This is a genomic window from Clostridium tetanomorphum (genome assembly GCF_017873215.1).
In the GTDB taxonomy this organism is placed as follows: Bacteria; Bacillota; Clostridia; order Clostridiales; family Clostridiaceae; genus Clostridium_AO; species Clostridium_AO tetanomorphum.
Genome location: NZ_JAGGKA010000002.1, coordinates 283,046 through 305,511, shown reverse-complemented (window position 1 = coordinate 305,511; position 22,466 = coordinate 283,046). Strand labels below are relative to the sequence as shown.

The window sequence follows — 22,466 nt, the reverse complement described above, 5'->3', positions numbered from 1 at the left end:
TATAATTATATTAAAAAGGGTGGGATATTTTATGAAGAAAGTAATCATTTTCAAAAAGGAATCTTCAGAAAACTTACCTAGTAATTATATGACTTATCTAGAAGCCTTTATATGTAATTGCATAAAGGCTGGAGATTGTAGACTTTCTCCTATTATAGATAACTATACTAAAGATTATAATAGTTCAAAACGTCCATTTGACTTTTCAGAACTATACCAGGATTACTTTGATAGCCCCTACCAAAGCTTTTCTTCCATATCAGTAGTAAAATTAACAGTATCCTCTAGCAATGAAATTATTAATGCTTTATGCCAAGGTATAAAAGGAAAAAACTTTGAAGTAAAAAATGTTTCAATGAAAGTTTTAGATATTATAGAACCAAGAAATGAATATGTTGAAGAGCTTTACAGTTTAGTATAAAATCAAAAGGCATAAAATGAATTGATAATCTTCATCTTATGCCTTAATTTATTATGATATTTTTCCAAAAGCAGCCATAATCAATAATACAGCTCCTACTATTATTCTATATACAGCAAATATTCTCATAGGCTTTTTTTGAAGGAACTTTATAAATTTCTCAATAACAATTAATGATACAATAAATGCCACTACAAAACCTATTACAAGTGCTATAATCTCAACATTAGTCATAATAATATTACTTTTAATTAATTTTAATCCTGACGCTCCAACCATCATAGGTATTGCTAAAAAAAATGAAAACTCTGCTGCTATTACATTTGAAAAACCAGCTATCCATCCACCCATAATTGTAGATGCAGACCTAGACATACCTGGCCATAATGCTAAACATTGAAATAATCCTACAAGAAAAGATTGCCTTAACCTTATGTTGTCCATAGACTTAATTTTATTTCCTCTTCTATACTTATTTTCAATAACAATCATTAAAATACCGCCTACCAGCAAAGCTGCTGCTACAGTTATAGGATTAAATAATTTAGCATCAATAAAATCATCAAGTAAGAAACCTAATAAAGCTGCTGGAAAAGCTGCTACAACTATGTTTATCCAGAACTTTAATCCTCTTCTACCTGGCACAAAAATATCTTTCACGCTTCTATATAACTTGTCCCAATAAAGAACAACTACTGCAAGTATTGCTCCAAGTTGAATTACTATTTCAAAAAGATTAGCAAAATCTCCTTTAAATTCTATTAAATGTCCCACGAGAATCATATGTCCTGTTGAAGATACTGGTACGAACTCTGTCAATCCCTCTATTATAGCAATTACAATAGATTTAATTATAAGTAACATGAAATCACACTCGCTCTCTTTTAGCTTTTCTTTTTCTAAATTTAATAACTTATATCATTTATACTATATCTATGATTTTATACTATTAACTCTTTATTAATTATACTATTTTTTCTGTTTTATACAACTATAACTTTATAAATCAATGAATTTTACTTATTATATTGTATAGTAACCTCTCGTATGACTTTTTCTTGATCTTCAGAAAGCTTAATATTATTTTCTCCTTCATTTAATGTAAATGTAAAATATTTATTTACTTTTATCCATGGCTTACCATCAATACTTACAAAATAACTTTCTACCATACCACTATTTTTAAAGGCAGCTCCATTTAAAACTATATCTTCTTCACTAGGTTTTTTATCGTTTGTTTTCTTAGAAAAAATTAAAGTTGGTATTTTATCGCTATTATCATTTTTATACTCTACTCTTGGATTTTTATTAAACAGATTGACATCTTTCACAAATATAGTTGGCCTTATTAAACTTCCTTCTATTCTAATTTCAGGTAAATTTTCTTTTTTGCTATAAGTAATAAATGAATTGCTCTTTGGTATTCCATATATATTATTATCTATTTCTATAGAGTATGAATACATATATGGACTTATTTTCTTTATATATTTTTGTACATCTTTTACTCCTTTTATATTTATATTTTGAAATCCTGAATTTAAAACTTCTACAGCACTTAGAGGATTACCCTTTGATTCCATGTAGCAATTATTTACTATATCTAGTAAAATCCACTTATTATATTTATCACTCCATATTTCACATGCTTTATAATAAGAATCTTTTCCATCCTGCTGACTATTTTTTATTCTAAATTCTCCTCTCCTAGAGTATATACCTAACGCTGAAGCACATTGACTATATACAATAGCAAAATCTTTATCTGACATAGCATTATTTTCTGCCTCTTTTAATATACTTAATGCATCTTCCTTAGTGCTTATACTTCCTTTATTATATTCTATCTTATCGTGTAACCATGTCATAAGATTTAAAGCTTTTTCAAAATCATCTTTACTATCCTTAATAATATCCTGAAGATTATATTTATTTTTTAACTCCTGTAACTTAGCATTCTTAGAATCTTCATAGTAAAATTTTATGTTATCTCCTTCATAATAATTTTCCCATTTAGTTACAAATAAACCTTTGCTAGGATCTTGTTTTTTACATCCTACAAAATTTATACATATTGTAGCTATTATAATAACTAGCAATATTGTGCCTCTTAAATTCTTTTTATTCATAAAGCATCCCCCTTCTAATCTTTATGTAATATATTTATTATATCGAATTTTCTATATAAAAATAAAGAATTTCTTCTATTCTGGTAGTATTACTTTCCATGCTAAAACTAAAAAGATAAGTTAAAGAGTAAAATTACCACTACAAGTTTTCCCCTTAACTTATCCTATATTTTTATATTATACTATTGGTCCAGCTTTAATAATTTCTTCTGGTACATCTTTAAACTTTTTAAAGTTTTCCTTAAAATTATAAGCAAGTTCCTTAGCTCTCTTTTCATAAGCCTTTTTATCTTCCCATGTATTCTCAGGATTTAATATTTCTTTTGGAATTCCTTCACATTCTTTTGGCATAAGAATTTTAAATATTGGATGTTCTTCAAATTCTACATTATCTAATTTATCTTCTAAAGCAGCTGTTATCATAGTTCTTGTATAAGATAATCTTATTCTATCCCCATTACCATATCCACCATAAAGCCATCCAGTATTAACAAGAAATACATTAGTACCATATTTTTCTATTTTATCCCCTAAAAGTTCAGCATATACAGAAGGATTCATTGGCATAAAAGGTTCGCCAAAGCAAGCAGAAAATGTGGCTTTAGGTTCCGTTATTCCCCTTTCTGTTCCAGCTAATTTACTAGTATATCCGGACATAAAATGATACATAGCTTGTTCTTTTGTAAGCTTAGATATTGGTGGCATAACACCAAAAGCATCAGCAGTTAAAAATATTACAGTCTTTGGAATATTACCTATTCCTTTCAGTTCTGCATTGTCTATATAATGTATAGGGTAAGCTGCTCTAGTATTCTCTGTTATTCTACCATCATCATAATCTGGATTCTTATCCTCATCTAATATTACATTCTCTAATACTGATCCAAATCTAATAGCATCATAAATTTCCTTTTCATTTTCTCTGGAAAGTTTTATGGTTTTAGCATAACATCCTCCTTCAAAATTAAATATTCCATTCTCACACCAACCATGTTCATCATCTCCAATAAGTTTTCTATTTGGATCAGCAGATAAAGTGGTTTTTCCAGTACCAGACAGGCCAAAGAATATAGCTGTATCCCCATTTTCTCCTATATTAGCTGATGCATGCATAGGGAATACTCCTTTTTCTGGCAATAAAAAATTCATTGCAGTAAATACAGCTTTTTTTATTTCTCCTGCATATTGAGTTCCACCTATTAATATTATTTTTTTGTCAAAATTAATTATTACAAAAGCTTCTGAATTTACTCCGTCTTCTTTTCCCTTACACTTAAATCCTGGCGCTGCAATAACTGTAAATTCAGCATTAAATTTGTCTAGTTGTTCTTTACTAGGTCTTATAAATAATTGATGTGCAAATAATGATTGGTAAGCATATTCACACACTATTCTTATTGGCAAAGTATATTGTTTCATAGCACCAACAAATCCATCAAAAATAAATATATCCTTTTGCTTAAAATACTCCATAACTTCACCATAAAGTTTATAAAAAATTTCTTCATCTATAGATTTATTTACTTTTCCCCAATTTATTTTATCCTCTGTATCCCTTTGTCTTACTATAAATCTATCTTCTGGTGATCTTCCTGTATATTTCCCAGTATTAACTACAAAGGCTCCATTTTCACAAAGTACTCCTTCTTTCCTTTCTACTGCTATTTCCACTAAATTTGATACAGGAAGATTTCTGTAAATGTTATTGCAATCTTTTATGCCTAAGTATTCCAAGTTAATATTCATAACAATACCTCCCAGTTGAATTTTTCTAAATTTTCAATTATTTCTATTTTATACCATTAGCTATAAAAATTAAAGTACAATAAAATTTATATAATAGTTTCCACAATTATTTATATGTAAGAATTTCATAATTAGAAATAAAAAATGAATAGAACTAAACTATTCATCTTTTATTTTAATTTTTCATTATTTAATAAAACAATATTAATTCAGGAATCTTTAATTTTTCATTACCTTTAGCCTTCTTATAAGATTCATAAAGTTTTTGAGCTTTTTCATAATTTTCTTTTATAGTTTTTTTTGTATAATCATCCATAGTATTATCTATAGCTTTATATGCTGCCTTTAAATTATAAACTCCTCTCTCTAAATCTGCTGGAACCATTACATAATAGCATCCTGCATTATTCAATGTTAAAGCATCATTTTTATCCGCTTCATAAGCAAATCTTATTTCTTTTATAGCTTCTTTAGTTTTTCCATGAAGAAAATATATTGTTCCTAAAGTCCTATGATATTTAGGTACATAATTCTTTAATTTTATACATTGCTGCAATATTTTTATGGCCTCATCATCTTTTTTGTTAGTCAAGTTTATCAAAGCTATATTATATTTAATCTCTCCATCATTAGGTTTTACTATTTCTGCAAGCTCAAAATACTCTAAAGCTTTATTAGAATTGTCAGTAGTTGTCCAATAATAATTAGCTATATTTAACATAGTATTATAATTATATGGTTCCTTTAACATAGCTGTTCTAAAATAGGGCTCACCCTCTATACTTTTCCCCTTTTGCTTAAGTATCTCAGGCATTAAAAATCCATAATTATCAGGATAATCTTGATTTTTATATAAGGACTTTTTACAGTATTCTTCCGCTTTAACTAAATCTTTTTTATTTAAATAAAACCATGAAGCTGTATGTAAGACTCTATAATCATTTTTATTATCTTTTAGGAGATTATTTATGATTTCTTCTTCCTTATCAATTTCATTACTGTTTTGGTATATATATGCTTGTATTACTTTTGACTCTATTCTACCTAAATCCTTATCCTTTATAGAGTTCATGATTTTCATGGCTTCTAAAACAGTATCTGGTGACATAGAATATATTTTAGCTGTCCACATCTTATATGCTAACTCTTCAGGATTTTTGGATGAAAGTTTATTTATATCTTCTAGAATCTGATTCTTATCATACATAGCAATTTGAACTAGCACATCATATATTTTATATTCATCTTTATCTATATCCCATGCTTTTTTAAGATTCTCAAAAGCCTTATCTTTTTCTCCTATAACCATGAGCATTCTTCCATATTCGGCTATATCATAAGCATTTTTATTTTCTAAAGGATAGGATAGTAATAATTTTCTCGCTTCTTCATATTTATTATTAGCCATATATACAGTGAACATAGTTTTTATTAGACCTTTATCTTTAGAATTATTTTTTATAGCCTCTTCCCCATCTTTCAATGCTTCTTTAAAATCTTTATTCATATATTCTGTAAATACTATATAATTTAATATTTCAGCATTTTTATCTTCTAATAATTTACAATCATTTAAATATTTTCTAGAGATTTCAATGTCCCCTTTAACAGAATATACTTGTGCAATTTTTGCTTTCCATAATGAAGACTTATCTTTATTGTAAAGTTTATTATATTCCTCTATTGCTTTATTAAAATCTGCTTCATAAAAATATTGTTCTGCTTTATTTGTTGCTATGCTATATTTATTTTTTTCAGATATTCTATAAAATATTAAAGAACTAGCTATTATTAAACCTGCTAATATAGATAACAACACTATCTTATTTTTCTTAAAAAATTCCTTATAGTTAAATTCTTTTAAGAATTTAACCATACTACTAGAGTTTTTTAAACTACTCATACACTTTCTCCTATTCCAAATATTTTTTAAACTATGCTGCAAATTAATTTCACCGCCATCATTGTTAATACAGATATTTATTAAATGGAAGATAACCATTAATATAACACTATATAAGTTCTTCTAAGTTTCAGATTTTTCTCTATTTTTTTGTCAAATATGATTTTATCAGATGTAAAAAAAAAAAGCCATAGAATTTAAATATATTTCAATTAATCCTATTTTAAATCCTGAAATTGTTTAAAAATATTATAATATTAAGTATAATTAGGAATTAAGAGTACAAAATTAATTAAATAAATTGTTAATTTTAGGAGGTTACTATGAGTAAAAAATCAAAAAATAAGCCATTTCTATTTATATTAGTAGGTTTACTTATTATGATTGGTACAATTTCTTATGTAGTGTATTATTCAATAAATCATAGTGAAAACTCTTCTAAAGAAAATATTTCTAAAGAAGCAGTTATTTCTAAATCAAATGAAAATAAAAGCAATAAAAAAGAAAATAGTTCAAAAAAAGAAGATATTAAAAAAGATGTATATACTGAAGCTATTATAAGTTTTGCTGGAGACTCTACTATAGGTCATGATACTAAATTTGCATTTGCTAATAGTCTTCCTGATGTTTTAAGCAAAAATAATAATGATTTTTCATATTTCTACAAAAATGTAGCTTCAATTTTTAAAAATGATGATATATCTATAGTTAACTTAGAAACTACTTTTACTAATTCAAAAGACAGAGCAGAAAAACAATTTAATTTTAAAGCAGACCCTTCCTATGCTGAAACCTTGCCTTTAGGAAATATAGAAGGTGTTAATATATCTAATAATCACATTTATGATTATAAACAAAAAGGCTTTACAGATACTTTACAAGCTCTTAAAGCTAATAATATAAATTATTTTGGAGAAGGCAATGTTTGGATAAAGGAAGTAAAAGGAACTAAATTTGGATTTTTAGGATATACAGGATATAATGATTATTCTGAATTTAGACAAAAGATAGAGAATGATATAAAAAAAATAAAAAATCAGAACGCTATTGTTATAATAAATTTTCACTGGGGATTAGAAAATAATTATTATCCAATAGAAACTCAAATAAACTTAGCACATTTTGCCATAGATAAAGGAGCAGATTTAATTATTGGCCACCATCCTCATGTAATACAAGGGATTGAACAATATAAAGGTAAAATTATATGTTATAGTTTAGGTAATTTCTGTTTTGGCGGTAATTTTAACCCTAAAGATAAAGATACTTTTATCTTTCAAGCTAAATATAAACTTAAAAATGGTAAACCCGAGTCCTATGGAGTTAGAGTTATCCCCTGTAGTATATCTTCTGTAAATTATATAAATGATTATTGTCCAACTCCGTTAAAAGATTCAGAAAAAGAAAGACTTCTAAAAAAACTAAATGGATTATCCAATAATGCAGGTTTTAAAATATCCGATGAATTTTATAATATAGATGTAAAAAATTAAACTTTTGTATTATAATTATTAAGATGAAACTTACGTCGAAGGATGTCTTAATATTATTAACTAAAACTATAAGTATATGTTAATTGGTGAATAATTACATTAACTAGACATCAAAACTACTATTCTACAAAGGATGTGTTTAAAATTAGTATAAAGTCTCATATTAGTATAATAATTTCTAAAATAATACTAAAACTTTCAAAGACTCTGTTTAAAGGTGGTACTAATTTCCCAGGAAAAGTGGCATTAAAATTAGACCCTAATATATTAAAAGTAGTTGCTAAAGATTATAAAATAATATTGGTAACAGGCACTAATGGTAAAACTACCACTACCAGTATGATATATAATATGATAAAAGATACTAACAATAGAGTAATTACAAATAATACTGGAGCTAATATGTTACCTGGTATTGTCTCTTGTTTTATTGACAACTTTAAATTAAACAACATAAACAAAACGGAACAATTTGCTGTAATTGAAACAGACGAAGCTAATGTAAAATTAGTAACAGAATTTATATGTCCTGAAATTATAACTGTAACAAATTTATTCAGAGATCAATTAGATAGATATGGCGAAGTTTATACTACTTTAAAAAAAATACTTGAGGGTATAGAAAAAGCTCCTTTTTCTACTTTAATCTTAAATGGTGATGAATCTTTACTTGGAGAGCTTCCATTACCTAATAGAACAATTTACTATGGATTTAATTATCCTGTAGAAAAAGAAGGTATAATCGATATAAATGCAGATGCTAAATTTTGCAAAAAGTGTAAAACTCCTTATAAGTACAATTTTTTAACTTATAACCATTTAGGTGATTTTTACTGTGAAAATTGTGGTTATAAAAGACCTAATCTTACTTTTGCTTTAGAAGAAATAAAAGAGCTTACACCAGAAGGTTCTAATGTAATAATAGATTCTTCTGAATGCTATATAAATCAACCTGGTATATATAATATATATAATGCTCTATGTGCTTACTCCATAGGTCGAATATTAAATATTGATAAAAACACCATATTTAATTCCTTAAGAAATCAAAAAAGCAGCTTCGGAAGACAAGAAACATTAAATATAGATGGAAAAGAAGTAAAAATTATTTTAGTTAAGAATCCTGCTGGTTATGATCAGGCTATAAGCACCTTAACTTTAGATAGTAGAAATATGAATATTGTTACTTTGTTAAATGATAATTATGCAGATGGTAGAGACGTTTCTTGGATATGGGATGTTAAATTTGAGAAATTATGCAATTTAAATATAGATAAAATAATGATATCCGGTATTCGACTTTATGATATGGCAGTTAGACTTAAAGTAGCTGGGCTTCCTGACAATAGATTTGTATTATGCGAAAATTACGATTCCCTTTTAGAAGAAATCAAAACATGCCAAAGCAATACCGTATATATCCTTGCAACCTATACTGCTATGATTGATTTTAGAAAATATTTATATAATAAAAATTATATAAATAAATTATGGTAAGGCGGTGAATGAACATGGAACTCAATATATGTCATCTATATCCAGACTTATTAAATGTATATGGTGATATCGGAAATGTATTAATACTAAAGCATAGAGCAGAAAAAAGAGATATAAAAGTAAATATAATAAATTTATCCATAGATACACCTTTCGCATCAAATGACTACGATATTGTATTTTTCGGTGGAGGACAGGATTATGAACAATCCATAGTTTCTAAAGATTTAATTGAGAATAAAAAAGAAGCCATAAAAAATTATATAGATGATGGAAAAGTATTTCTATCTATTTGCGGTGGTTATCAATTACTTGGAAACTATTATACTACTCCTGATGGTGAAAAATTAGATGGATTGGGAATCTTAGATATATATACTGAAGCTGGTAATACTCGCTTCATTGGAAATACAGTTATTAAAAATGAAGATTTTGACGAAACTTATGTAGGTTTTGAAAATCATTCAGGTAGAACTTATATTGGTAATCTAAAACCTTTAGGAAAAGTAATTAAAGGTTATGGTAATAATGGAGAAGATGGATATGAAGGATGTATATACAAAAATACATATTGTACATATTTTCACGGTTCTCTTCTATCAAAAAATCCTGAACTAGCAGATAGACTTATAAAAACTGCTTTAGAAAAAAAATATAATGAAGAAATAATCTTAGCTCCGTTAGATAATACCTTAGAACTTAGAGCAAAAGAATTTATAGTGAATAGACATAATAATTAATTTATAAAAATTTAGAAAGGATCTTTTCAATGCAAATAGTTACCAAGAATTCTAAAAACACTATTACTGTGAATAGTTTCACAAAAAAAATTGCTACATTATTTAAAAATCATTGGTTATTTACACTAACAGTAGTATCAATTTATTTAAAATCTCTAGCTTTTGTATCATACATTGCTTCTTCATCTGGAAATGTTTTAGCAATAAGTAAACTTCCAATGTATTTAGTAAGCTCTATTCTTTATATAAGTATTATAATTGTGTTTTTATCATTTGGATATATTTTTAAAGGACGAGCTCAATTTATAGCCTTTTGGTTTATAAATTTAATAATATCTTTATTCATGTTATTTGATATTATTTACTATAGAGGCTTTCAAGGTCTTATGTCTCCTTATAATTTATCTCAAAAAGGTAATTTAGGAAACCTAGGAGATACAATTATATCAATGATAAGAACTTCTGACATTGTTTTCTTTATAGATTTAATATTCTTACTTTTTATATTCTTCATCGGTAAGAATATTTATAAAAACATAGAAAGAAAATTAATAACTTTTTTAGTTTTATTATTAGTAGGTGGCGGTATAGGATTTTATTATCATTATAGATACGACATCCTTGAAAATGGTAAAAACAAGAGATATTTCTTTATATACTGGTCTCCTCTCTACAACATATCCAATATGTCCCCTTTGGGATATCATATTTACGACAGCTATTTATATATAAAGAATTCTCAAAGGCTTACACTAAAGGATACAGACATTAAGGATGCTTTAAAATGGTACGAAGATAAAAAAGAAAACTTACCTGATAATAAATATAAAGGAATGCTTAAGGGTAAAAATTTAATAGCTATCCAAGTAGAATCTTTAGAAAACTTTGTTATAGCACAGAAAATTCAAGGACAAGAAATAACTCCTAATTTAAATAAGTTATTAAAAAATAGTCTTTACTTTCCTGAGATATATGAACAGGTATGTGGTGGCAATAGTTCTGATAGTGATTTAATGACTAATACTTCAGCTTACCCTGTAAGAAATGGCTCAACTTTTTTCCGCTTTCCTGATAATGAATATAATTCTTTACCAAAACTTATGAAAGGATTAGGCTATTATACTTCTGCTTTTCATCCAGATGGGGGAGGATATTGGAATTGGATGCCTGCCTTAAGCTCAATGGAATTTGATAAATGCACTGATGTTACTGGATTTAAAGTAGATGAAGTTGTCGGACTTGGATTAAGTGATGGAAGTTATTTAAGACAACTTGGCGAAAAATTAAGTAACCAAAAACAGCCTTTTTATTCATTCTTTGTTACTTTAACTAGTCATATGCCATTTAATCTTCCAAAAGAATATAGGGATATGAAACTTACTGATAACATAGATAAAAGTATAATTGGTGATTATTTTCAAAGTATCTATTATACAGACAAGCATCTGGGCAAATTTATTGAATCCTTAAATAATAAAGGTATTTTAGATAACTCTGTATTAGTTATATATGGAGATCATTCCGGTGTTCATAAATACTACAAAGATAAACTGGGTAATATAAAACCACGAGAAGATTGGTGGTATAAAGATAATTTACGAGTTCCTCTTATAATATATTCTAAAAAACTTCAAGGAGAAAAATTTTCCACAATAGGTGGACATATAGATATAATGCCTACAGTATGTTATCTTATGGGAGTTAATGAAAAAGATTATATAAATACTGCTATGGGAAGAAATCTACTCAAAACCAATAAAAATTTTGTAGTTTTAAGTAATGGAGTATATATAGGAGACTATAAAAACAAAGAAGAAAAACAACGAGCTATTGATGGACTTAATATTTCAGATAAATTATTAAGAAGCAACTATTTTAAAGATCATTAAATTTTATAATAAAAATAGCTATCAATTATAAACTTTTGATAGCTATTTTTATTTTACTCAATTATATAACCTTATCATCTTCTGTTAATTATACCCATATTGATCATAGTTCCTCTTTCCCAAGCAGATAGATTTTCAAAAGTTCTAAATTCGAATCCCTGCTCTTTCAAATGCTTTATAGTATATGGCAATGCTTCTACAGTAGTATTTTTATAATAAGTATCATGCATAAGTATTACTGAAAAATTATTGTTTTTACATTGATTGAATACATTATTTTTTATAGTACTAGTAGTTACTGTCTCTTCAGATGCGTCTCCAGAACTTACATTCCAATCTACATAATCTATGCCTTTTGCATTTAACTTATTCCTTATGGTTCTTAGATTTTCCGGATTTGAAACTAAATTGTCAGATCCTCCCGGTAATCTAGTATAAGGAAGAGGTGCTGTACCCGTAATTCTTTTTATTACATCTATACACTTATTTAGATCATTAAAATAACTATTTGAACTGCTATAAATATCTTTATAGCTATGTGAATAACTATGTGGTAATATGCACATACCATTATTACTTAATTCTCTTAATATTTGGGGGTTAGCCTCTCCTTTTGTACCAACTATAAAAAAAGTGGCTTTTACATCATTCTCTTTAAGTATTTTCAATATCTTCCTTGTATTATTTGGTGATGGTCCATCATCAAAGGTTAAAAATGCAATTTTAGATTTATTATTAGAATTAACAGCTACATCATTATCCATGATTCCATAAAAATTTATCATATCTAAATTATTCCTAGTTACAAATGGAGTGGTAAAAATAAAAATACAAAAAAGGAGATAAAGAAATTTAACTATATGTTTGTGTAAAGACAACTTTTTCATAAAAAGCACCTTCTTATATAATTTAAAATATATATTCTTATACTATATAGATTAACCCTTATCTCCTTATTAATGCTTATTATTTTTAGGTAATTATTATTAAATAAAGTTGTTTTATTCTAAATTTACACAACTATCCATTAATTATTTACCCTTTCTATTATAATATTTTCATCTTTGCTATCTACTCCTATAGTACATCCTTCATAGATTTCTCCCTTAATTATCTGCTTAGCTATTTGTGTTTCTATTGTATTCTCAATATACCTTTTTAAAGGTCTTGCTCCATAAATAGGATCATACCCTTCCTTAGCCATAAGTTTTTTTGCTTTATCTGTTACTATTAAAGAAATATTTTTATCCTGTAGCCTTTTAACTATATCTTTTAAGAAAATATCTATTATCTTAGTTATTTCATTATTTGTAAGCGGTTTAAACATTATAATATCATCTAATCTGTTTAAAAATTCTGGTTTGAATCTTCCTTTAAGTTCATTCATTACTCTATTTCTTATTCCTTCTTCTATACCAGAATCCAAGTTATTATCTAGAAGATAACTACTTCCTATATTAGATGTCATTATAATTATACAATTTTTGAAATCCACAGTTTTTCCTTTGTTATCTGTAAGCCTTCCATCATCTAATATTTGTAAGAATACATTAAACACATCTTCATGTGCTTTTTCTATCTCATCAAATAGTATTACTGAATAAGGCTTTCTTCTAACCGCCTCAGTTAATTGTCCTCCTTCTTCATATCCTACATATCCTGGAGGAGCTCCTATAAGTCTTGATACAGCATATTTTTCCATGTATTCTGACATATCTATTCTTATAATATTTTCTTCACTATCAAACAAAGTTCTAGCTAAAGTTTTTGCTAATTCTGTTTTACCCACTCCAGTAGGTCCTAAAAATATAAATGAGCCAATTGGTCTTCTTGGATCTTTCATTCCTGCTCTTGCTCTTATTACTGCATTTGAAACTGCTGTCACCGCTTCCTCTTGTCCTATTACTCTTTCCTGTAGTTCTTCTTCTAATCTTAAAAGTTTTTTCTTTTCTCCTTCTGCAAGCCTAGACACAGGTATACCAGTCCATTTAGATACAATTTCTGATATTTCATTTTCTGTAACTTCTTCTTTTAGCATATTTCCTTCACTGTTTTCTTTTATTAAAGCTTCTTTATCTTTTATATCCCTTTCTATAACTGGAATAACACCATATTTCAATTCTGCTACTTTATTTAAATCATATTCTCTTTCTGCTTTTTCTAACTGTCCTCTAGCTTCATCTAGCCTTTCTTTTAAATTCCTTACTCCTACTATCTGTTCCTTTTCCTTTTCATATTTAGATGTCATTTCCTTATCTTTTTCTTTTAAATTACTTAATTCCCTTTCTAATGCCTTTAATCTTTCTTCTGATCTAATATCTTTTTCTTTTGATAATGCTTCTTTTTCAATCTCCAATTGAAATATTTTTCTTTTTATTGTATCCATTTCAGTAGGCATACTGTCTATTTCTGATCTTATCATAGCTCCAGCTTCATCAATTAAATCTATGGCCTTGTCTGGTAGATATCTATCTGTTATATATCTATTTGATAATTTTGCTGCAGCTACTATAGCTGAATCATGAATTCTTATTCCATGATGTATTTCAAATCTTTCTTTTAATCCTCTAAGTATAGATATACTATCCTCTACTGTAGGTTCTTCTACAATTACAGGTTGAAATCTTCTTTCTAAAGCTTTATCTTTTTCTATATATTTTCTGTATTCATCAAAAGTAGTAGCCCCTATACAATGGAGTTCTCCTCTTGCTAGCATTGGTTTTATAAGATTTCCGGCATCCATAGCTCCTTCTGTTTTTCCAGCACCAACTATAGTATGAATTTCATCTATAAATAATATTATTCTTCCCTCACTATTTTGCACTTCTTTTAAAACTGCTTTAAGCCTTTCCTCAAATTCTCCTCTATACTTAGCTCCTGCAATTAATGCTCCCATATCTAAAGAAAAAATTATTTTATTTTTTAGTCCCTCTGGAACATCACCTCTTACTATTCTTTCTGCTAATCCTTCTACTATAGCAGTTTTACCTACACCAGGTTCTCCTATAAGCACCGGATTATTTTTAGTTCTTCTTGAAAGAATTCTAATAACTCTTCTTATTTCTTCATCTCTTCCTATAACTGGATCAAGTTTATGCTTTTTAGCATCATCAATTAAATTTCTTCCGTATTTAACTAAAGCTTCATATGTTCCTTCTGGATCTTGTGTATCTACTCTTTGGTTTCCCCTAACTTCAGCTAGTACATTTAAAAATGCTTCCTTAGTTATACTAAAGTTTTTTAATATGTTGCCTACAATTCCATTTTTATCAATATCCATCATAGCTAACATAACATGTTCTACACTTATATAGGAATCCTTAAAATCCTTAGCTATCTTCTCTCCTTTTACAAATACTTCTTCAAATCTTCTTGTTGCATAAACTCCTGAACTTTGAGCTCCTTCTCCCAAAACTTTAGGCATTTTATCTAATTCTTTATTAGTTTCTTCATTAAGTAACTTTATATTAATACCTATTTTTCCTAATATATTGGGAATAAGTCCATCTTCTTGAGAAATAAGGGCAGAAAACAGATGAACCACATCTATTTGCTGATGATTATACTTTACTGCTATCAATTGAGCTTCATTTATTGACTGCTGAACTTTCAATGTTAATTTTTCAATATCCATTTTTTAATACCTCCACATTATATTTTCCTCTAGTATATATCAGTAATTAGTATAATTAAATTCATAATAGTTATATTTAAATCTTCTACAATTTAAATATTAATATAATAGTCAAAGAAAGTCAAAGTCTATAATATAGAGATTAATTATATAATATTAAAATCTAAAGAGAAATAAAAAACTAATTTAACTTAATTAGCTATATCAATCTTTTTTGCAAGAATTTATATAAAAAACTGTATGAAAAATAAATTTTTCATACAGTTTTTTATAATATATCTCTTAATAATTAAAATTTAAATTATATAAACATTAGTTCTAATAAAAATTAGATCTTTTTAGATAAATTAATTGCTAAATTAAAATATTTTATTGCTTCCCCAACATTATTCATCTTATGGTACATATTTCCCATCTCTAGATATCTTTCATATACCTCTTTCTTGTTTCCAAATTTCATTAAAGTATCTAAAGATAAGTTCATATACATTTCTTCTGCTTCCAATTCATGTTTTTTACCTAATATTAAAGCCTTACAATGATATGCTTTTTCTATATATTTTATATTATTTAAATCAATAGCATAATTTATTGTTTCATTACTAATTTTTTCTGCTTCATCTATAATATCATTCTTAATTAACTCATTAATGCACATTACCATAAAGCTTACCAAATTTTCTTCTTTTTCTTTTGGATGACAATCTAAAGCTTTCATTATGTATTGAATTCCTTCATCCCTAAGTCCTAAATCCATCATAGTAACTGCGTAGTTATATATGGCATTTGCTTTATAGATTTTGTTTTCCCCATATAATTCATAAGATTTTTGTTCATATTCCTTAAAACATTCCTTATTCATTCTTAATGATAGTACCGCCATCATGTGATATGCCTCTGCTTTTTTAGTATTATCATTAAAATAATCTACTAAAGATTTAAGGGACTCAGCAATCTTATATGCTTCTTCATACTTTTCTAACATAATATAGCAAGCACATTCATTAAAAGTAGCTTTTGCAACAACCTCATTTTTCTTTAATTTTTCTGCTTCTATTCTTATGGTATTATAATATCCAGAAGCTTGAACATATTCACTTGAACTGTATAAATATCTAGCTATATCCATATAATAAGTTAACTGATTCTCTACAAGTTTACACTTTAAACAAATTTCATAGTATGTTGGGATTAACACTTGAAGTTTCCCAAATTTGCCTTTATCAATATTATAACTAAATATCATATGCATTATATTAAAGGCTTCTTCATAATAACGATATTCTTGTGCAAAGGATAAATTATACTCTAAATTTTTTTCATAATCATCTTTTTTACCACTATTTTTTAAAATATTTATATTATTTCTAATCTGACTTCTAACATCATCTTTTAAATATTCTATGTCTAAATCTAATTTTTTAGCAATGAATTCCAATATCCAATCTTCTGGAACAACTTTCCCATTCTCTATACAACTCATTTTAGAAACTGAAATTCTATCTTCACATATATATTTTAATGTATATCCCTTATATATCCTAGCCCTTCTAATTTTCTCTCCAGTAGAAAGTATCTCCATAATTCTTCACCTATCCATTTAAGACTCTTTTAATATGCCTAATTTCTTAAATATCTCAACCCCACTATTTAGATACTGTGCAGCCTCTTTATCTCTACCATTATCTATATAGAACTTACCTATCATAATAGATATTTCAGCGGCTTCTTTTAAATAGTCCATATTTTGTACAAAATTTAACGCTAGTATTAAAGTATTTTCAGCCTCCTTTGAATCTCCTTCCAACATGTGAATTCTATACTTTAACAGATAATATTGAATTAATGCATTATGATCTCCATCTTCTATATTATCTATTATTTCTTCTAGGGTCTCTTTAGACTTTTCTATATTCTTAAGCTTAATATAATTTTCACATATATTTACTAAAGTTTCAATTAGTTTTGAATCCTTTATATTTCTTCTTAATTCCCTAGCTTTATTTAAATGTAAAAAAGATTCTTCTATATTTTCAAACTCATAGAAAAGTCTTCCCAAATTATTTTCAATTTGAGCTACATATACTTGATCATCTATTTCTTTAAATAAACTTAAAGTCTTTTTAGAATACTTTATAGCATTATCTATATCGCCTTTTTTACTATATTGTTCTGCAATCATAAGTAAAGTATTAGCATATTCTTTTTTATTATCTATTTGCTTAAACTTTTCTTTTGCAAGGAACGAATAATTTATAGCTTTGTCTAAATTTTCTAACTTAAAGTTAGTATAAGCCATATAATAATATATTTCTCCTAACATAAAATCATTTCCTATATCATTATCATTATACACCTTTTCTGCTTGTTGAAAATAACTACAAGATGAATGATATGCTTTAAGTTCTAAAGTTATTTTGCCAAGATTAACAAATGTATTTATAGTTTCTTCATATTTATTATCTTTTATAAATATTACGTTAGCAGATAAAAAAAACTGTTGAGCTAAAGCCATTTCTTTTTTGCTTATATATATTATACCTCTTAGATATAAATTTCTCGCTTTTCTATACTCTAAGCTGTATTTTTCCGCATAATATAAAGCTCTTTCTATATATTGTTCACCTAACGAAAGATCATTATTCAATATATAAGATTCTGCAATAGTCTCAAAATAGGTGCATATTTTTTCCGCTTGGGTTTCTTCTGACTCCATTAGATACTCTACTGAAGTATTTAATGTTGCTGCTAAATACTCTAAGAGATCCATACTTGGGTTAGATTTACCAGATTCAACAAGACTTATTTGACCTGGAGTAATTCTATCTCCTGCTAAATCTTTTAGTGTCATATCTAATTCTTTTCTTCTTCTTTTTATTTTTTCACCTAGAGACAATATTTCCATAGTCCACTCTTCCTTTTCTTCTTAATTGCGTAATATGCCAAAATAAAAATATATATAATAAATTTAATTACATTTAACTATTGTGCAAATTCTTTATATATTATAACATATTTTTGGTATGTATATTAAAATTTTAGAAAAATATATTACAATTTCTTATAAATTAAAAATTTACACCAAAAAAGGACAGATTGTACGAATCTGCCTTTTTCTATAAATATCTTCTTTAATTTATAATATTTTTTATATTATCTCATTCGTCTCATCATGTTATCATATATATCTCCTGCTGCATTCTTCATATATCTATTGGCTCTTTTTATTCTTCTTTTTGTACCTTTATTCATATCAGGTAAAAACAACATAGTAGCTGCTGCTCCTATAACCATACCAGTTAAAAGCTTTCTTTGCATAATATATTCACCTCTCCTAATTTATTCTTATGAATAGATTATGCAATTTAATATTTTTTAATCAAGGAACTTTTACCATAAGCAAATTTTTTACTTTAGTAATAATTCATCCATAGCATCGTTTGCTAATTTATCACATCTATTATTAAATTCATTATCTGAATGTCCTTTAACCTTTATAAACTTTACTTTATGATAATTTAATAATTTTATTAATTTTTCCCAAAGCTCTTTATTCTTAACTGGCTCCTTAGATGAAGTTTTCCAACCATTCTTCAACCAAGAATCTATCCATTTATTATTTATAGCATTTACTACATAAGCTGAATCGCTATAAACTTCTGCTTCACAGGGTTCCTTAAGTAAAGAAAGTGCCTCTATTACTGCCGTTAACTCCATTATATTATTAGTAGTGTTTACTACAGCTTTTTTAATCTCCTTCTTCACTTCGTTATACATAAGTACTATACCGTAACCACCAATAGTATTTTCTTTCCCATTTCCTCTACAGGCTCCGTCAGTATATATTATAACTTTTTTCATATATTCCCATGTCCTCCCTTATCTTCTCTCATATAACAAACATAAAAATTGTGTATTATATTGTTCCTAATCAATTTATCTTACTCTTCATTTACAGCCCTATTATTTTCTAAATTGCAATTTTTATCTTTTTCATTATTTTTCTTTTTATTTTCATTTTTTGATAAGTTCTTAATTGTAGCAAGTAAGGTACTAATATTTTGACTTCCAACTATTTCCGCTATGTATTTTACTCCTTCTTTTACAATAATTATAATATTCTTTTCTCCCTGCCAATTTTCTAATATAATTTCTTCTGGTATATCATTAATTATTGAATTTAGTCCATAAAATGCTACTGCTATGTCATCTATTTTTCCTATAAAAGGAATAAAATCTGGCAATATATCAAAAGGCATTGCTAAATATCCTACTACCCCTATTGCTTTTGCTTTAGTAAAAGTGTCTACTCTTTTATCTTTAAATATTCTCCACAATAAGGCTACTATATCTGGTATAATCATAGCATACTCAAGAATTTTCTCATACTTACTTGGTATATTGTTTTCTATATCTTTTCTAAATTTAGTATAGCAATCCTGTGGAGTAGTATACTTTTTCTCCTCTTCTTCTATTTCTGGTATTTCTTTATCCTTTGCATACACCATATCTTCTATTTCAGCTTCTAATGCTCCATTTGTTATAGTTATTTTATTTAACTTAAAATAAAAGTATGGAATAAATTGTGAAACTCCATTTAAATCTAAAGAAACTGTATCTTTATCTACCTCTATACCGTATTTTTTAAAATCTTTTAATATATTCTTTAGAGCAAAATTTTTGATAATATTAAGTATACCTATTTTTGCTATTTTAACATTAAATATTTTTATCTTTAGTAAATTATCTTTTATGCTTCCAAGTCCTATCTTTATTATAAAAGGTATACTAATCTTCTTTTTATAAGTACCCTTAAGAACTATAAATTCATTTATAGTTAATTCTTCTAAAAATAAACCTTCTATTTTTACATACTCTTTTATTATCCCTAATACATCTTTCTCTGTTAAAACAGCTTTTACTGCTGATATTTTCATAAAACTCCTCCAATTATTCACAGGTATTTTAAAAATTCTTATGTAACCCTCTAATTTAAAATCAAATAATTTTTCACTACTTATATATTAAAGTATACAATAAATAATTGTTTCTGCAATAATATTTTACATACAAATAGTTATTAATTTTTCTATATTATCTTTATTTTTCCTTATAATTAGAATGAACAACCTTTTATCACATAAATTACTATAGAAAATTTTATGATTTTCATTGGACTAAAATACAGAATTATTATACTATTATGATGCGAAAAATATTTTCTTTGACAGTGGGATAGTAAAACTAAATTTATATGGGGGTTTTAATGAATGGATAAAATAAAGAAAAAGCAAATCTTTATTCCTATAATTACAGCAGTAATATCTTTGATTATGTTATTTACTGTAAATTATGGGTTTAAAAGAAACAGAAATATAAGTTACGTTCAATTTTTAGAATACTTGTCTCATAAGAAAGTATCTACAGTGTATTTTACAGATACACCTAAAATAAAATTAAAATTGTCTGACGGCAAAACATATGAAACCGAAAATCCTAGAATCGATAATTTTAAAGAAAATCTCTTGAAACAAGGAGTTGAGGTTTTAGAAAACTCTCCTTCTGATGTTCCATCTATTATATTTACATCTTCTTTTATGATATCAGTTATCTCTTTAATAGTAGTGTTAATTAAATCTTCAAAAATAACTTCTAAAGGTATGTTATCCGTTGATTCTTTAGATGCCTCAGCTGTAGAAGATATTCCTTTTACTTTTAAAGATGTAGCTGGTAATGAAGAGGCAAAAGAAAGTGTAATGGATATTGTTGACTTTTTGAAAAATCCTGAAAAATATAGTTCCTATGGAGCGAGAATGCCAAAAGGAATAATACTATATGGGGAGCCTGGTACGGGTAAAACTCTATTAGCTAAAGCTGTAGCTGGAGAAGCTAATGTCCCTTTCTATGCAATGTCAGGTTCTGATTTCGTACAAGTTTATGTAGGAGTTGGAGCTAGTAGAATACGTCAATTATTTAAAAAAGCAAAAGGACATGGAAAAGCAGTTATTTTCATAGATGAAATAGATGCTATAGGTAAGAAAAGAGATAATTCCAAAACTGGTGGTTCTGATGAAAGAGATCAAACTTTAAATGCTTTACTTACAGAAATGTCCGGCTTTAATGAAAAAAATGGTATCATAGTTATGGCTGCTACCAATAGATTAGATATGCTGGATGAAGCCTTACTAAGACCTGGAAGATTCGATAGACATATTGAAGTATCTTTACCAGACTTATCTGCTAGAGAAAAAATCCTTAACCTTCACTTAAAAAACAAGCCAACTAAATCTATTGATATAAAAGAGTGGTCTCAAAAAACTGCTTACTTCTCTGGTGCAAAACTGGAAAATTTAGTAAACGAAGCAGCTATACTTGCTTGTAAAGAAGAAAGTGAATTTATAGAGAATACTCATATGGATAAAGCTTTCTCTATAGTTATTGCTGGTTATGAAAAACAAAATAGAGATTTTATAAAAGAAAAAGATAGAAAAATAACAGCCTTTCACGAAGTTGGACATGCTTTAGTATCCCTAAAGATTCTTCCTAATGAAAAAGTATCTAAAGTAACTATTATACCAAGTACTAAAGGTGCTGGTGGTTATACTTTAAGTATACCTGAAGATAGCTTATATCAAAATAAAGATTATTTAAAAAAGAGAATAATGGTACTTTTAGGTGGAAGAGCTGCTGAAGAACTAGTCTTTGGCAAGGACTATATAACTACTGGAGCTCATAATGACTTGAAACAATGTACAAATATCGCATATCATATGGTAACTCAATATGGTATGGGAGAAACTTTAGGCCTTTTAAATATGCAAGAGTTAATGAATTTAAATATAAATAAAGATAGCATAATAAAAGAATGTAAAAATCTTGTAGATAATCTTTATGAAGAAACAAAAAATCTTCTGAAAAAAGAAGGCTTTGCTTTAAATAAAATAACAGAAGAACTACTTCTTAAAGAAACTCTTCATTTTGAAGATCTAGAAAGATTAGAAACAGTTCATTAAT

General features: G+C 26.9%; 17 protein-coding genes. 6 read left to right on the top strand and 11 right to left on the bottom strand.

The window, feature by feature from the left end; all coding sequences use genetic code 11:
* Nucleotides 1-31 precede the first annotated feature (31 nt).
* Nucleotides 32-421: a hypothetical protein gene (locus tag J2Z24_RS03480; RefSeq protein WP_035149767.1), complete on the top strand. Its 390-nt coding sequence runs from the start codon at nt 32-34 to the stop codon at nt 419-421.
* 51 nt (nt 422-472) lie between these two features.
* Here the strand turns inward: J2Z24_RS03480 and J2Z24_RS03475 are convergent, their stop codons facing one another.
* The 4 genes from J2Z24_RS03475 to J2Z24_RS03460 form a co-directional block, all read right to left on the bottom strand.
* Nucleotides 473-1,285, bottom strand: a complete 813-nt coding sequence (locus tag J2Z24_RS03475; RefSeq protein WP_035149765.1) for an undecaprenyl-diphosphate phosphatase — start codon at nt 1,283-1,285, stop codon at nt 473-475.
* 152 nt (nt 1,286-1,437) lie between these two features.
* Nucleotides 1,438-2,550 carry a transglutaminase domain-containing protein gene (locus J2Z24_RS03470; protein ID WP_035149762.1) on the bottom strand — a complete coding sequence of 371 codons (1,113 nt, stop codon included), beginning with the start codon at nt 2,548-2,550 and terminating at the stop codon, nt 1,438-1,440.
* Nucleotides 2,551-2,727: 177 nt separating this feature from the next.
* Entirely contained in the window at nt 2,728-4,296 is a 1,569-nt protein-coding gene (pckA, locus tag J2Z24_RS03465; RefSeq protein ID WP_035149760.1) for a phosphoenolpyruvate carboxykinase (ATP), read from the bottom strand.
* 190 nt (nt 4,297-4,486) lie between these two features.
* Complete coding sequence (locus tag J2Z24_RS03460) at nt 4,487-6,199, bottom strand: tetratricopeptide repeat protein (RefSeq protein ID WP_051593360.1); 1,713 nt, start codon at nt 6,197-6,199, stop codon at nt 4,487-4,489.
* A 323-nt stretch (nt 6,200-6,522) separates the two neighbouring features.
* Between J2Z24_RS03460 and J2Z24_RS03455 the strand changes: the two genes are divergently transcribed.
* The 4 genes from J2Z24_RS03455 (at nt 6,523) to J2Z24_RS03440 (ending at nt 11,818) form a co-directional block, all read left to right on the top strand.
* On the top strand, nt 6,523-7,692 hold the full coding sequence (locus J2Z24_RS03455) for a CapA family protein (protein WP_035149757.1): 1,170 nt from the start codon (nt 6,523-6,525) through the stop codon (nt 7,690-7,692).
* 135 nt (nt 7,693-7,827) lie between these two features.
* Nucleotides 7,828-9,189, top strand: a complete 1,362-nt coding sequence (locus J2Z24_RS03450) for a Mur ligase family protein (protein WP_156950259.1) — start codon at nt 7,828-7,830, stop codon at nt 9,187-9,189.
* 14 nt (nt 9,190-9,203) lie between these two features.
* Nucleotides 9,204-9,929, top strand: a complete 726-nt coding sequence (locus J2Z24_RS03445; protein WP_035149754.1) for a type 1 glutamine amidotransferase — start codon at nt 9,204-9,206, stop codon at nt 9,927-9,929.
* A gap of 29 nt (nt 9,930-9,958) precedes the next feature.
* Nucleotides 9,959-11,818 (top strand): LTA synthase family protein, encoded by a 1,860-nt coding sequence (locus J2Z24_RS03440; RefSeq protein WP_051593359.1) that lies wholly within the window; start codon nt 9,959-9,961, stop codon nt 11,816-11,818.
* Between the two features lie 74 nt (nt 11,819-11,892).
* On the opposite strand, the gene J2Z24_RS03435 is transcribed toward J2Z24_RS03440, so the two are convergent.
* The 7 genes from J2Z24_RS03435 to J2Z24_RS03405 all read right to left on the bottom strand — a co-directional run bounded on the left by J2Z24_RS03435 (nt 11,893) and on the right by J2Z24_RS03405 (nt 20,389).
* Entirely contained in the window at nt 11,893-12,603 is a 711-nt protein-coding gene (locus J2Z24_RS03435; protein ID WP_241392935.1) for a polysaccharide deacetylase family protein, read from the bottom strand.
* 242 nt (nt 12,604-12,845) lie between these two features.
* Complete coding sequence (clpB, locus tag J2Z24_RS03430; RefSeq protein WP_035149748.1) at nt 12,846-15,452, bottom strand: ATP-dependent chaperone ClpB; 2,607 nt, start codon at nt 15,450-15,452, stop codon at nt 12,846-12,848.
* Between the two features lie 328 nt (nt 15,453-15,780).
* Complete coding sequence (locus J2Z24_RS03425) at nt 15,781-17,034, bottom strand: helix-turn-helix domain-containing protein (RefSeq protein ID WP_035149746.1); 1,254 nt, start codon at nt 17,032-17,034, stop codon at nt 15,781-15,783.
* Nucleotides 17,035-17,052: 18 nt separating this feature from the next.
* Nucleotides 17,053-18,357 carry a helix-turn-helix domain-containing protein gene (locus tag J2Z24_RS03420; RefSeq protein ID WP_035149743.1) on the bottom strand — a complete coding sequence of 435 codons (1,305 nt, stop codon included), beginning with the start codon at nt 18,355-18,357 and terminating at the stop codon, nt 17,053-17,055.
* Nucleotides 18,358-18,605: 248 nt separating this feature from the next.
* A complete protein-coding gene (locus J2Z24_RS03415; RefSeq protein WP_111947832.1) occupies nt 18,606-18,770 on the bottom strand; it encodes a YtxH domain-containing protein in 165 nt (54 codons plus the stop codon).
* Between the two features lie 90 nt (nt 18,771-18,860).
* A complete protein-coding gene (gene rnhA / locus J2Z24_RS03410) occupies nt 18,861-19,313 on the bottom strand; it encodes a ribonuclease HI (RefSeq protein WP_035149740.1) in 453 nt (150 codons plus the stop codon).
* A gap of 80 nt (nt 19,314-19,393) precedes the next feature.
* Entirely contained in the window at nt 19,394-20,389 is a 996-nt protein-coding gene (locus J2Z24_RS03405) for a YkvA family protein (protein ID WP_035149737.1), read from the bottom strand.
* A 333-nt stretch (nt 20,390-20,722) separates the two neighbouring features.
* Between J2Z24_RS03405 and ftsH the strand changes: the two genes are divergently transcribed.
* The gene (gene ftsH / locus J2Z24_RS03400; RefSeq protein WP_035149735.1) at nt 20,723-22,465 is read left to right on the top strand and encodes an ATP-dependent zinc metalloprotease FtsH; all 1,743 of its coding nucleotides are present in this window, start codon (nt 20,723-20,725) and stop codon (nt 22,463-22,465) included.
* Nucleotide 22,466 lies beyond the last annotated feature (1 nt).